10 protein-coding genes are annotated in these 13607 nt (G+C 68.2%); 7 read left to right on the plus strand and 3 right to left on the minus strand.

Annotated features, from left to right (window positions below):
• Positions 1-10: 10 nt before the first annotated feature.
• On the plus strand, positions 11-2941 hold the full coding sequence (locus tag ACEN9Q_RS20670) for an MGH1-like glycoside hydrolase domain-containing protein (RefSeq protein WP_495625864.1): 2931 nt from the start codon (positions 11-13) through the stop codon (positions 2939-2941).
• Complete coding sequence (locus ACEN9Q_RS20675) at positions 2938-4029, plus strand: alpha/beta hydrolase (protein WP_495625865.1); 1092 nt, start codon at positions 2938-2940, stop codon at positions 4027-4029. Before ACEN9Q_RS20670 ends, ACEN9Q_RS20675 begins: the two co-directional genes overlap by 4 nt.
• Here ACEN9Q_RS20675 and ACEN9Q_RS20680 read toward each other — a convergent pair.
• From ACEN9Q_RS20680 to ACEN9Q_RS20690, 3 genes are all read right to left on the minus strand, one after another.
• On the minus strand, positions 3992-4555 hold the full coding sequence (locus ACEN9Q_RS20680; RefSeq protein ID WP_056446254.1) for a GNAT family N-acetyltransferase: 564 nt from the start codon (positions 4553-4555) through the stop codon (positions 3992-3994). The two genes, ACEN9Q_RS20675 and ACEN9Q_RS20680, sit on opposite strands and share 38 nt — an antisense overlap.
• A 4-nt stretch (positions 4556-4559) precedes the next feature.
• Entirely contained in the window at positions 4560-5042 is a 483-nt protein-coding gene (locus ACEN9Q_RS20685) for a GNAT family N-acetyltransferase (protein ID WP_229412803.1), read from the minus strand.
• 177 nt (positions 5043-5219) lie between these two features.
• Positions 5220-6509 carry an amidohydrolase family protein gene (locus ACEN9Q_RS20690; protein ID WP_495625866.1) on the minus strand — a complete coding sequence of 430 codons (1290 nt, stop codon included), beginning with the start codon at positions 6507-6509 and terminating at the stop codon, positions 5220-5222.
• Between the two features lie 211 nt (positions 6510-6720).
• Between ACEN9Q_RS20690 and ACEN9Q_RS20695 the strand changes: the two genes are divergently transcribed.
• The 5 genes from ACEN9Q_RS20695 (at position 6721) to ACEN9Q_RS20715 (ending at position 13568) form a co-directional block, all read left to right on the plus strand.
• Positions 6721-7551: a phasin family protein gene (locus ACEN9Q_RS20695; RefSeq protein WP_495625867.1), complete on the plus strand. Its 831-nt coding sequence runs from the start codon at positions 6721-6723 to the stop codon at positions 7549-7551.
• 180 nt (positions 7552-7731) lie between these two features.
• A complete protein-coding gene (locus tag ACEN9Q_RS20700) occupies positions 7732-9483 on the plus strand; it encodes an ABC transporter ATP-binding protein (protein ID WP_495625868.1) in 1752 nt (583 codons plus the stop codon).
• Positions 9473-11272, plus strand: coding sequence for an ABC transporter ATP-binding protein (locus ACEN9Q_RS20705; RefSeq protein ID WP_495625869.1), 1800 nt, complete (start codon positions 9473-9475; stop codon positions 11270-11272). Before ACEN9Q_RS20700 ends, ACEN9Q_RS20705 begins: the two co-directional genes overlap by 11 nt.
• 241 nt (positions 11273-11513) lie before the next feature.
• Positions 11514-13280, plus strand: a complete 1767-nt coding sequence (locus ACEN9Q_RS20710; protein WP_495625870.1) for a sensor domain-containing diguanylate cyclase — start codon at positions 11514-11516, stop codon at positions 13278-13280.
• Between the two features lie 18 nt (positions 13281-13298).
• Entirely contained in the window at positions 13299-13568 is a 270-nt protein-coding gene (locus ACEN9Q_RS20715) for a hypothetical protein (protein WP_495625871.1), read from the plus strand.
• Positions 13569-13607: the final 39 nt, after the last annotated feature.

The raw sequence follows: 13607 nt of genomic DNA on the forward strand, positions 1-13607 counted from the left end.
CGTTTGCGACATGAACAAACTCACGCTCCTCGCAGCCGCCCTCTTCGCGCAATCCGTGACCGCCATCGCCGCCGAAGCGCCCCCGCTGCGCTACGACATCTACGTGCGCGGCGCCTTCAACGGCTGGGGCACGGACAACGTCCTCGCCTACCAGGGCAAGGGCGTCTACCAGGCCGACATCCTCGTCAGCCCCGGCAACCACGCCTTCAAGGTCGGCAGCCGCGACTGGGCCGCGGAATGGGTCGTGAATCCGGCCGCCAGCGTCAGCGTCAAGCTGGATGCCGCGTATCCGCTGGCGACCGAAGCGGGGCCGGAAGACTATCTGTTCACGAAGACGACGGCCACGTTCCGCTTCCGCGTCGACGTGTCCGATCCCAAGCGTCCCGTGCTGACGGTCGCGCGCATCGAGACGCCCGCCGCCGCACCGGCAGCGGACCCGCACGCGGGCGCGGGCGCGACGGCCGCGCTGACCTTCCCCACCTGGGACGGCAAACAGGAAACGGCACGCTTCTCCGTGCGCGATCCGCAGGCGCCGCTGCGCAGCTATGCGCAATCGACGACCATGCAGCTGCGCGACCCCGGTCCGCAATCGACGACGTATGACGAAGACGCGTCGCTGCCGGTCGTGCGCAGCGGCAGCCTCGCGTTCGACGCCCTGTTCGCGCTGGCCGGCCACGAGATGAAGCTGGATTCGGTCAGGGAAATCCGCGACGGGAACTACAACGGCGGCGCCGCGATCCCGTGCGACTGCTTCGAGACCGGCGAGAAATGGCATTACGTGTGGACGCGCGACCTGTCGTACGCGGCGGATCTCGGCCTCGCCATGCTCGATCCGCAGCGCGTGCGCAACTCGCTGCTGTTCAAGCTGTCCGGCTGGCGCGCGGGCGTGACGATGGCGCCGCAGGTCGCCGGCACGGCGGACGGCCTGCAGGTCGTGCAGGACACGGGCAGCGGCGGCAGCTGGCCCGTCAGCACGGACCGCATCACGTGGGCCTTCGCGGCCGAGGAAGTCCTCAAGACGCTGCCGGCGAACGAGCGCACGGCGTTCGCGGCCAGGGCGCTGCACGCGCTGTCCAACACGATAGACAACGACCGCATCGCCGCCTTCGACCCGGCGACGGGCCTGTACACGGGCGAGGAATCGTTCCTCGACTGGCGCGACCAGACCTACGCGAAATGGATTCCCGACGACCTGGCCTCGATGGCGAGCAGCCACGCGCTGTCGACCAACGTCGGCCACTACAAGGCCCTGACGGTGGCCGCCATGCTGGCACGCGAGCAGGGAGACAAAGCCCGCGCCGCGCGCTACGACAAATGGGCGCGCGACCTGAAACGCGCCATCAACGCGCGCCTGTGGCTGGCAGATGCCGGCATGTACAGCAGCCTCACGGCCGCGCACTTCGACGGCGCGCCGCTGCACAAGTTCGACTGGCTCGGGCAGTCGCTCGCCATCGTCACCGGCGTCGCCGACGGCGCGCGGGCGAAAAGCATCCTCGCCAGTTATCCGCACGGCCCGATGGGCGCGCCCGTCGTCTGGCCGCAGCAGCCGGACATGCCCGTCTACCACAACCGCGCGATGTGGCCGTTCGTCACCGCGTACGGCCTGCGCGCGGCCATCCTGGGGCGCAACGTCGCCGTGGCCGACGCGGCGTACGACACGCTGATGCGGGGCGCCGCGCTGAACCTGTCGAACATGGAAAACCTCGAGTGGCTCTCCGGCCAGCCGCTGCTGCTGGACGAGGCGCACCCGAACCTGATCGGCCCCGTCATCGATTCGAAGCGCCAGCTGTGGTCCGTCGGCGCCTACCTCGGCATGGTGATCCGCGACGTGTTCGGCGTCTCCACCACGCGCGACGGCATCGAGGTGGCGCCATTCGTGACGGCCAGGCTGCGCGGCGGCGTGTTCGCGGCCGGCGACACCGCCGCCCTGTACAACCTGCGCCTGCAGGGCCGCGCCGTCAACGTCAAGCTGCATTTGCCGCCCGCGCCGGCGGCCGGCGGCAGCGGCTATTACGCGGTCGAACGCATCCTCGTGGACGGCAAGCCGGCCGGCGCCGCGATCCCGTGGAGCGCGCTCGGCGCGCACAGCGACATCGACGTCCAGCTGGGCAAACTGGTCGCGGGCGACACGGCCATCCATCGCGTGAACGCCGACCCGTACGAGGAAGCGCCGGCGGTATTCGGTCCGCGCGAACCGCGCATCGACGCGCTCTCCCGCGCCGGCAAGGCCACGACGCTGGCGATCGCGCCGGCCGACCGGCAGGCGGGCATCGCGTACAACGTCTACCGCGACGGCAAGCTGGTCGCGTCCAGCCTGCCGGCGGGCGCGTGGACGGACCGCGCCGGCGCGGCGACGTCGTGCTACGCCGTCGAAGCCCAATACACGGTATCGGGCAACCGCAGCCACCACAGCGTGCCGCGCTGCGTCGACGCGGGCGTGGCGATCGCCGCGACCGACCCGCGCGTGCAGGCCGGCGTGGCGCTCGCGCCGGCCAACGCGCGCTTCGCCGAGCCGCATCTCGCCGACTGGGGCCGGCCGCTCGATCGCTTCACGGTGCTCGACGTACGCGTGCCGGGGACGGGCGACTACGCCGTGCAGGTCCGCTACCACAACGGCGCCAACCAGGTGAACCTCGGCATCAGCGGTGGCGTAAAATGGCTGGCGCTCAAGGATGAGTCGGGGAAGATCGTCGCGCAAGGCGTCGTGCAGCTGCCGCACGCGCGCATCGACAAGGCGAACACTCCGACCGTGTATTCGACCCCGCTGGCCGCGCGCCTGAAGGCGCATGTGCCGTACCGGATCGAGATGAGCGATTTCTACAACATGAGCTATTTGGACAGCAACCGCAGCTTCAGCGCGGCCGGCGGCGTCGACGGACCGTCGAACCGCTTCGACATCTACGGCGTGCGGCTGCTCGCCATCCACGGAACAAGACAATGAAACTGATCGCAATCGCCGCCGCCGTGCTGTTGCCCACGCTACTGCTGCTGGCCCAGGCGCCGGCCGCCGCCACGACCGTGCGCGTGCACTACGCGGCCGGCAAGGAGGGCATCCAGGTCCGGGCGGACAAGGGCGCCGCCGGCTGGTCGCAGGGCGTGCCCGCCACGCCCGAGGGAGGACCGCTGAACGTCTGGACCTTCACGTGGCCGGACGCGCTGGGCGACATCCAGATGAAGCCCGCGCTGGGCGCGGACAAGGTGTCGATCGGCGGCGTCTACCGCGTGCCGGCCGGCGCCACGCTCGACATCTACCCGTTCTTCGGGCCGCCGTTCGGCAAGGTCGCGATCGTGAAGGACTTCGCCTCGCCACAGATGAACAACAAGCGCGCGCTGCGCATCTACCTGCCGCCCAGCTACGGCGAAAACGCGGCCAAGCGCTACCCCGTGCTGTACATGCACGACGGCCAGAACCTGTTCGATGCGAAGACGGCGTCGTACGGCGTCGAATGGGGTGTCGACGAGACGATCAACCGCCTCGTCGCGACGGGCGCGATGGACGAGGTGATCGTCGTCGGCATCGACAACACGCCGGACCGCATCCCCGAATACACGCCGTGCTGCGATCCGAAATACGGCGGCGGCAAGCTGAAAGCCTATGACGCGTTCATCGTGGAGACGGTGAAGCCGTACGTCGACCGCACCTACCGCACGCTGCCCGGCAAGGACACGACCGCGATCATGGGCTCGTCCCTGGGCGGCCTCGCCTCGGTGCTGATCGCGCAGCGCCATCCGGACATCTTTTCGAAGGCGGGCGGCGTTTCCAGTTCGTTCTGGTGGAACGGCGGGACGACGATCGCGACACTGCCGGAGCGCGTGCCCGTGAAGTTCTACATCGACGCCGGCACCCGCGACGACGGCCTGGACGACACGGCGAAAATGCGCGACGCCATGCTGGCCAAGGGCTGGCGCGACGGCGACGACCTGATGTTCTACAAGGCCGAGGGCGGGCGCCACAACGAGGCGTCGTGGGCCGCGCGCGTGGACAAGCCGCTCACGTGGTTCTTCCCATGGGGCTCGACCCGGCAGTAGCGCGACGCGATGCGGGCGGTTCGATGTCGATGCTGTACAGGTTGCTGCCCGCGCCGCCCGGCACGAGATGGACGACGCGCTCGAACCGCAGGCCCATCTTGCGCAGCAGGCCGTTCGACGCGACGTTGCCGGGCGACGTGATGGCCAGCACGCGCGGCAGGCCCAGCGCGGGCGCGAGGCCCAGTACGGCCATGCCGGCCTCGTAGGCGTAACCGCGGCCGCAGTAAGGCGCCAGGTAGGCATAGCCGATGTCGACGCCGTCCAGCGTCTCGCGCTTGATCAGGCCGCACATGCCGATCAGCGTACCGCTGCCCTTGAGCTCGACGACGTAGAGCGAGTGGCCGCACGCCTCCTGCATCGCGATCGGGCCGTCGAGCAGGGCCTGGAGCGCGTCCTCGCGCGTGCGGATGCCGCGGTCGCCGATGTGTTCGAGGAAGCCGGGATCGTTGACGAGCGCCAGGTAGAAATCGGCGTCGCCGCGGTCGGCGGTGCGCAGGCGCAGGCGCGGGGTCGCGAGGATCTCCACGGCTTCAGTCTTCTTCCGGCAGCGGCCAGCGCGCCGGATCTTCGAGCAGCTTGTACATCACGTACGCGTCCACATAGCCGAGCCGGCGGTGACGATACGCCTTGGGCAGCGTGCCGACGATGGAAAAGCCGAGCCGTTTCCACAAGTAGATCGCGGGGTTGTTCGTACTGACGACGAAGTTGAACTGCATCGCCAGGTAGCCCTTGCGCCGCGCCTCGCCGATGCTGTGCTCGCCAAGCAGGTGGCCGACGCCCACGCCCTGCGCGTTCGGGCTCACCATGTACGAGGCATTCGCCACGTGCGCGCCGCGGCCCACGTGGTTGGGCTGCAGCTTGTACATCCCGAGGATCCGCTCCTCGCCGCGCACGGCGACATAGGTCGACGCCTCGGCGGCGAACCAGTAGTCGTACGTGTCTTCGCGGCTCGTGCCGGCATCCTGGGCATAGGTCTCGCCCTCGGTCGCATGTGCCTGGAAAATGGTCCACATAGCATTGAAATCAGTTTCAGTAGCGGGACGAATCTGGATATCTTTCACTGCGTGACCTGCTGGATGTATCGAAAGCGCAAGATTCTACCTAAGGTTTCGGCTGCACGGCTGCGAAACCGGTAACCAGACGTAGAAAATTTCCGTTGAATAAAGGTAGGAAAGACTTCGTGCCGTGCGTTACTGCCCCGCTCGGCTGGAAGTTCCCAACCGGAAATCCACCGTGGCCGGCCGGTCCGGCAGGTGCAGCGTCGCCCGTGCCGGCGGCGCCTCGCTGACGACCTGGCCGCCGCGCAGCACGAGCCGGCGCGCGGCGCGCAGGCGGATCGCCTCGACGGGGTCGGCGGCGTCGAGCCATACGAGGTCCGCGCGGCAACCCGGCGCGATGCCATAGCCCTGCAGACCGAGGATGCGGGCGGGGGTTTCCGTAATTGCCTGGAAACACTGGCGCATCGCGGCCTGGCCCGTCATCTGCGCGACGTGCAGCCCCATGTGCGCCACTTCGAGCATGTCGCCGGAACCGAGGCCGTACCACGGGTCCATCACGCAATCGTGGCCGAACGCCACCGGCACGCCGGCCGCCAGCAGTTCCGGCACGCGGGTCATGCCGCGCCGCTTGGGATACGTGTCGTGGCGGCCCTGCAAGGTGATGTTGATGAGCGGGTTCGCGATGGCCGCCACGCCCGACTCCGCCATCAGCGGCAGCAGCTTGCTCACGTAGTAATTGTCCATCGAATGCATCGACGTCAGGTGCGACCCGGCCACGCGGCCTTGCATGCCCAGACGCAAGGTTTCGGCAGCAAGAGTTTCGATGTGGCGCGACAGCGGGTCGTCGCTTTCGTCGCAATGCATGTCGACCATCAGGCCCTGCTCCGCCGCGTATTCGCACAACAGGCGCACGGATTCGGCGCCGTCGGCCATCGTGCGCTCGAAGTGCGGGATGCCGCCGACGACGTCCACGCCCATGCGGATCGCGCGCTTGAGGTTGGCGAGGGCCGTCGGGCTGCGCAGCAGGCCGTCCTGCGGAAACGCAACCAGTTGCATGTCGATGTAGGGCGCGGCGCGGCGTTTGACGTCGAGCAGCGCCTCCACGGCCAGCAGGCGGTCGTCGCACACGTCGACGTGGGTGCGGATCGCCAGCAGCCCGCGCGCCACGGCCCAGTCGCAATAGCGCAACGCGCGTTCGACGAGCGCCTCCTGCACCAGTTGCGGCTTCAGCTCGCCCCACAGCGCGATGCCTTCGAGCAGGGTGCCCGATTCGTTCACGCGCGGCAGGCCGTAGCTGAGCGTCGCATCCATGTGGAAATGGGCGTCGACGAAAGGCGGCGTCACGAGGTCTCCGCCCACGTCGATCTCGCGCGCGCCGCGCTGCGGTAAAGCGGGGTCGACGGCCGCGATGCGGCCCCCTTCGATGGCGATGTCGGCCCGGCGGCCGTCCGGCAGGGTGGCGTTGCGGAGGACGAGATCCATGCTGACGACTCCTGATGGGTTGGGATCACATCAGATTACCACGATGGCCATCTTGTCAATGATCTACATCAAACCATAATGCTGCACCGCAAGATTTCCTTATAAAAACAACATAGAATTCGCTTTTCAACCCGCATAAAGCCATTTACACTCATCTTATTGCAGTGCGTCATAAACCATACGGTTATAACCTGAAAGACAAGGAACCCAGATGACTTCACTTTCCGAACAGTTGTCCGCCGTCCGCAAGTCCCAATGGGAAGCCCAGCTCGACGTGTTCCGGGACTTGAGCAAACGCGCGCTCGACAGTGCCGAACAACTGATTGCACTTAATATGAAGACCTCCCGCGCATCGGTCGAGCAAGCCACGGGAACTTTCAAGCAATTCCTCGAAGCCAGCAATCCGCGCGATCTGCTGGCCGTCGGCTCGACGGCCCAGGGCCAGTGGCAGCAATTCTTTGCCTACGGCCGCGAACTGCTGGGCATTGCCACCGGCACCCGCGAGCCCGCCTGGAGCACGCAGCAAACTCCGCTGCAACTGGTTCCCGCCGCGACGGCGAACATTCCCACGTCGGTGCCGCAACTGCTGGAACAGACGGCCATCGCGACCGCCGACGCCACCACGATCCACAGCGAGATCGCCCACGCCGCCATCGACACCGGCAGCGCGCTGGCCGAAGCCGCGCTGGATGCGGGCCAGCAGGCCGTCGCCCGCGCCACGGACACCGCCGCGGCGCCGGCCGCGGCGCCGACGACCACCGTGACCGAGGCGGTCGTCGCGGCCCCGCCGGCCCCTGCTCCCGATCCGGTCGAAACGGCCATCGCCGACGACGTGCCGCGCGCCAAAGCCAAGCCGTTGGCCAAGGCCCTGAACGAGGTCGCGCCGAAGCCGGCGGCCGCCGAGCATCCGATCGCGTCGACCGTGCCGCTGGAAGCCGGCCCCCAGGTCGACCTGCCGATCGTCACGCCGGCCGAAAGCACGCCGCCGCTGCGCGTCGTGACGCAGGGCGGCAAGGGTGCGCGCAACCAGCGCAAAAAATAAAAGTCATCAGCAGGTAGGGTGGGCACCCCGTGCCCACGAGCGGCGCATGCATGGTGCGACCGTCCGCGCGGGCACAGGTGCCCACCCGACGGCTGAAAAAATAGTACATTAGCGGGCTCCGGCCCGCTTTTTCGTTTTCGCGTCCGTTTTCACGCACCACCAACAAGAACAGGATCTTCAATGGGTTTGGCAAGGCTGATCGGCGGCTTCGTGCGCCGCCACTGGCGTTCCTACGCGTCGTCGGCGGTGATGCTGTTCGGCGTGGCCCTGTGCACCGTGCTCGTGCCGCGCAAGGTCGGCGCCATGATCGACGGCCTCGCGGCGCACCGCCTCGGCGGGCACGATCTTCTCGTCCAGCTGTTCGAACTGCTCGGACTGGGCCTCGCGATCTACGCCCTGCGCGTCGCGTGGCGCCTGCGCCTGTATTCGGCGTCGTACCGGCTCGGCGTGGAGCTGCGCACCAGGCTGTACGACCGCCTGTCGGCGCAGGGTCCGGCCTTTTTCCAGCGCCAGCGCACGGGCGACCTGATGGCGCTCGGTACCAACGACATCGACGCCATCGAGCAGGCCGCCGGCGAGGCGATGCTGGCCGGCTTCGACGGCACGCTGACCCTCGTCATGGTGCTGGGCATCATGTTCCTCGGCGTCGACTGGCGCCTGACCCTGATCGCCCTGCTGCCTTTCCCCTTGATGGCGCTGGCGTTCAAGCGCATCTCGAGCCACATCCACACGGCGTCCACGGATTCGCTGAAGCGCTTCTCGGCCCTCAACGACCACGTGCAGGAAACGCTGTCCGGCGTGCGCACGCTGCGCGCCCTCGGCCTGGAACAACGCAGCGCCGACCAGTTCGCGCAACTGGCCGCGCGCGCCGCCGACGCGAGCCTCGCGGCGCAGAAATGGGAAGCCGCGTACGAGCCGGCCGTCGGCCTCACGCTCACCGCCGCCACCGGCCTCACGCTGGGCCTCGGCGGCTATCTCGTGTGGCAGGGCCAGATCACGATCGGCAGCCTCACGAGCTTCACGATGTACCTGGGGCAGCTGATCTGGCCGATGTTCGCGGCCGGCTGGGTGCTGTCGCTGATCGAGCGCGGACGCGCCGCACTGGCGCGCCTGCAGCCGCTGCTCGATGCACCGCTCAGCGTCGACGACCACGGCACGCTCGACCATCTTGAACGCGGCCCGCTGGTGCTGGAGCACGTGCGCTTCACGTATGGCGGCGATGCGCGCGCCGCGCTGGACGACGTCTCGCTGCGCCTGGAGCCGGGCAAGACGCTGGGGCTCGTCGGCGCCACCGGCGCGGGCAAGTCGACGCTGCTGCGCGTGCTGCTGCGCCAGGCCACGCCGCAGCACGGCCGCGCCACGTGGGGCGGGCATGCGCTGGAAGACTACACGCTCCAGGCGCTGCGCGCGCACATCAGCTGGGTGCCGCAGGAATCGTTCCTGTTCTCCGCGTCGATCGCGGAAAACATCGCCCTCGGCCGCCCGGGCGCGTCGCGCGCGGAGATCGAGCAGGCCGCGCAAATGGCGGCGATCCACGACGACATCCTGCGCTTCCCGGACGGCTACGACACGCCCGTCGGCGAAAAAGGCATCACCCTGTCGGGCGGCCAGCGCCAGCGCGTGGCGATCGCGCGCGCGCTGCTGGCCGACAGCGCGCTGCTGCTGCTCGACGACGCGCTGTCGGCCGTCGACACGGGCACCGAAACGAACATCCTCGACCACCTCGACGAGGTGCGACGCAAACGTCCCGAACTGTCGGCCATCATCGCGAGCCACCGCCTGTCGGCCGTCGTCAACGCCGACCTGATCGTCGTGCTGCGCGACGGCCGCATCGTCGAACGCGGCACGCACGACGAACTGCTCGCCCTGGACGGCTGGTACGCCAGCCAGTGGCGCTACCAGCAACTGGAGGCCAGCCTCGATGCCATCTGAGACCGACAACAAAACCAAGAAAAGCGTGACCGCGGCGCAGGCGCGCCAGGCCGCGGGCCTGCTGCGCCGCGCCGCGCACCCGGACCGCGCCCACCTCGGATGGGCCACGCTGTGGCTGATCCTGGCCGCCGGCCTGGAAGTGCTCGGCCCCCTGCTGGGCAAGAAGCTGATCGACGACCACCTGCTGCCGCGCCATCTCGACTGGCCGCGCATGGCGTGGCTGCTGGCCGGCGTGGTCGTCACCGGCTGGGCCGCGTCGTGGCTGCGCTTCCTGCAGCTCGTGCGCTTGTCGGGCATGGCGATGCGGGCCGTGCAGCGCCTGCGCGAATGGGTCTACGGCCACGTGCTGCGCCTGCCGATGGCGTTCTTCGACCGCGCGATCACGGGCCAGCTCGTGAGCCGCGTCACCAACGACACCGAGGCCGTCAAGACCCTGTACATCCAGGTGCTGTTCGTGATCCTGGATTCCAGCATCGTCCTCGTCGGCACATCGATCGCGATGGCCTGGCTGGACTGGCACCTGATGGTGATCGTGCTGGCGCTCGTGCCGGCCGTGCTGGGCATCGTGTGGCTGTACCAGCGGCTGTCCGCGCCCGCGGTCACGCGCGCGCGGGCGCTGCGCAGCGACATCAACGGCCAGATGGCCGAATCCATCGGCGGCATGAGCGTGCTGCAAGCGAACAATGCGCAGCACCGCTTCGGCCAGCGCTTCGCCCGCACCAACGACCAGCACTACACGGCCCGCGTGGCCGAGCTGCGCGCCAACGCCTTCCTGCTGCGGCCCGCGCTCGACTTCCTCAACGTCGTGCTGCTGGCCGTCGTCATCTTCAGCTTCGGTCAGCGCAGCATGAACGCCGTCGAGGTCGGGGTGCTGTACGCGTTCATCAGCTATATCGCGCGCGTCGTCGAGCCGCTCATCCAGATCACGATGCAGTTTTCCGGCCTGCAGCAGGCCGTCGTCGCGACGGCGCGCGTGGCCGCGCTGCTCGACGAAGCGGGCGCCGCCGAACACCTGGCCGGCCGCGTCACGTCCGAACGCACGGCCGTCGCGCGCGACGTCCCCGCCGTGCGCGTGCGCGACCTGAGCTTCGGCTATGCCCCCGGCCAGACGGTGCTGCACGACCTGTCGCTCGACATCCCGCAGGGCGCCTTCTTCGGCATCGTCGGCCACACGGGCAGCGGCAAGTCGACGTTGCTGTCGCTGCTGCTGCGCTACTACACGTTCGACCACGGCACGATCACGCTGTTCGGCGAGCCGCTGGCGACCATCGGCAACGAACGGTTCCGCGCCGAGGTGGGCCTGGTGCCGCAGGACCCGTTCCTGCTCGCGGCGTCGGCGCGCGAGAACATCGACATGGGACGCGGCCTGCCGCATGCAGCCATCGAGGCGGCCGCGCGCGCGGCGCACGCGCACGAGTTCATCGCGCGGCTGGAGCAAGGCTACGACACGCCGCTTGGCGAAGGCGGCTCGCGCCTGTCGTCCGGCCAGAAGCAGCTGATCGCGATCGCGCGCGCCCTCGCCGGCCAGCCCCGCATCCTGCTGCTGGACGAAGCCACGTCGCGCATCGACAGCCAGACCGAGCAGATCGTGCAGCAGGCGCTCGACGAACTGCGCGGGCAGGTCACGATCATCGCCATCGCGCACCGCCTGTCGACGATCCGCGACGCCGACCGCATCGTCGTGCTGAACCACGGCCGCATCAGCGAATCCGGCAACCACGAGGCGCTGATGCGCATCGAAGGCGGCCTGTACCAGCGGCTTTATCTGCTCCAGCAATTGAGCGTGTGACCCCGCCCGCGGATGCGTTTCCGCTGTCGCGGCGGTGTTGGCTTTGCGTCAACTTTGTTATCTGAACATTATTTCCCGCGGCGGCGCGACTTTTTCAATACGAAACTGTGTCTTTTCCGCATACATCGCTCTAATTCTTGATCTTTCTCAATTGCAAGAGCCTATAATTGCATATACAGATGTCCCGAATTGAGGGACCACACTTCCTCGGGGAGCTATGTTGGCAGGCCTATACCGTGCATTGCAGCACCGACGCAGCCGTGCGCTGCTGGCCCTGCTATTGCCCGTTGCCGGCGCCGCCCTGGCCGAGGACGTGGCGCCCGTACGCGACCACTTCGCCGAACTCGGCGAAATCATCCGCGTCACACCCCGGCGCGGCGCGCCGCTGCTGGCCGCGCTGGAAGCCCAGGCGGTGCGCACGCCGGCCGAACATGCCCGTTTCCTCATCCTGTCCTGTGACCTGAGCCACCGCCTCGGCAAGCACGAGGAAGCCGTACGCCTGTGCGAACAGGCGCTGCAACTGGGCCGCCAGGTGCACGACGACAGCCTCGTCGCGCGCGCGCTGCTGTCCAAGGCCTATGCCGTGTTCGGCCTGAACGAGTCGGGACAGTCGCACCAGCTGGTGTGGGAAGCCGAGCGCCTCGCCGCCGCCAGCCCCGACGTCGGCCTGCGCATCCTCGTGCTGATCTCGTCGGGCGAATCGTTCGCCGAGGAAGGCAACTTCCCCGTCGCGCTCAACAAGCTGCAAGGCGCCGTGACGCTCGCGCGCCAGAGCGGCGATCCGCTGGAAGTCGCCATCGCGCTCAAGTCGCTGGCCTACCTGTACGGCCAGATGCGCGAATTCGACAAGGGTTTCGAGGCGATCGGCGAAGCGGAACGGCTCGCGGAACAGGTCAATTCGCCGGGCCGCCTGGCCATCTTCAAGACCACGGAATACATCCTCGCGGCGAACAACGGCGACATCGCGCGCGGCACGAAAGCCCTGCTGTCCGCGCTCGCGCTGGAACGCGGCATCGGTGCCGACGCGATGGTCTCCAACACCCTCGTCAACCTGGCCGACGCCTACCTCAAGCAGCAGGACTGGCGCCGCGCCCTGATGTATGCCCAGCAGTCGCTCGACCAGGCGCAGAAGCTGAACGACGACTCGCTCGCCGCCACGGCCCGCGTCAATGTGGGGCAGGCGTATCTCGGCATGGGCCGCCTGGCCGAGGGCAAGAAGCAGATCGAGCAGGGCATGGACTGGTACGAGCGCTCCGGCAACAAGCCCGACCAGCAGGGCGTGCTCGTCGAATACGGCGACGCGCTGGAACGCGCCGGCGACCTGGCCGGCGCGCTGGCCGCGTATCACCGCGAGCGCGCGCTGTCGAACGAATTGTTCGAGACGCGGCGCCAGAAGGCGATGATGGAGCTGCAGGAAAAATACGAGGCCGACAAGCGCCAGCGCCAGATCGAGATGCTGCGCCAGGAAAACCAGGTCAAGTCGACGGAACTCGACAACCGCCGCCTGCAGCAGCGCATCTGGTGGCTGCTCGCGCTCGTGTTCGCGCTCGCGTCGGTCATCGTCGGCATCCTGTACCGCAAGGTGCGGCACGCCAACGCCCAGCTCGAGGAAAAGAACCAGGAGCTCAAGCAGCAGAGCGCGCGCGACCCGCTGACGGCCCTGTACAACCGCCGCCACTTCCAGGAGTTCATGCGCGGGCACCAGGCGATCGAGCGCCGCGGCGTGGGCAACGACGGCATCCGGAGCGGCGACGACATGGTCAGCGCCATGTTCCTGCTCGACGTCGACCACTTCAAGAACATCAACGATACGCACGGCCACGGCGCCGGCGACGCGGTGCTGCGCGAGATCGCGGACGCGCTGCGCGAGATCCTGCGCGAGACCGACATGATCGTGCGCTGGGGCGGCGAGGAATTCCTCGCCTTCCTGCCGGCCGTGTCGAGGGACAGCCTGGACGAGGTGGCGCGCCGCCTGCTGGCCGGCATCCCGGAACGCACCATCGAGTAGCAGGGCACCCGGTTGTCGGTGAACGTATCGATCGGCTTCGCGCCGTTCCCGCTGGTGCAGGGCGGAAGCAGCATCTCGTGGGAGCGCGCGATCAACATCGTCGACATGGCGCTGTACCTGGCCAAGGGCCACGGCCGCAACCGCGCGTACGGCGTGCGCGGCATGGCCGGCCTCGATCCGGCGGCGCTGGACGAGGTCGAGCAGGACATCGAGAAGGCGTGGCGCACGGGGCTCGTGGACCTGTCCATCGTGACGGCACATGCGCCGGAATTGCGGATGGCGTCCTGAGTCACGTCGTTCCCGCGCAGGCGGGAACCCAAGTACTTA

It is taken from the genome of Massilia sp. Masssp93, from assembly GCF_059491295.1.

Bases quoted from the DNA above. Each gene is read 5' to 3' on its own strand.
- ACEN9Q_RS20670 (WP_495625864.1), top strand. From the start codon at position 11: ATGAACAAACTCACGCTCCTCGCAGCCGCCCTCTTCGCGCAATCCGTG.
- ACEN9Q_RS20675 (WP_495625865.1), top strand. From the start codon at position 2,938: ATGAAACTGATCGCAATCGCCGCCGCCGTGCTGTTGCCCACGCTACTG.
- ACEN9Q_RS20685 (WP_229412803.1), bottom strand. From the start codon at position 5,042: ATGTGGACCATTTTCCAGGCACATGCGACCGAGGGCGAGACCTATGCC.
- ACEN9Q_RS20690 (WP_495625866.1), bottom strand. From the start codon at position 6,509: ATGGATCTCGTCCTCCGCAACGCCACCCTGCCGGACGGCCGCCGGGCC.
- ACEN9Q_RS20695 (WP_495625867.1), top strand. From the start codon at position 6,721: ATGACTTCACTTTCCGAACAGTTGTCCGCCGTCCGCAAGTCCCAATGG.
- ACEN9Q_RS20700 (WP_495625868.1), top strand. From the start codon at position 7,732: ATGGGTTTGGCAAGGCTGATCGGCGGCTTCGTGCGCCGCCACTGGCGT.
- ACEN9Q_RS20705 (WP_495625869.1), top strand. From the start codon at position 9,473: ATGCCATCTGAGACCGACAACAAAACCAAGAAAAGCGTGACCGCGGCG.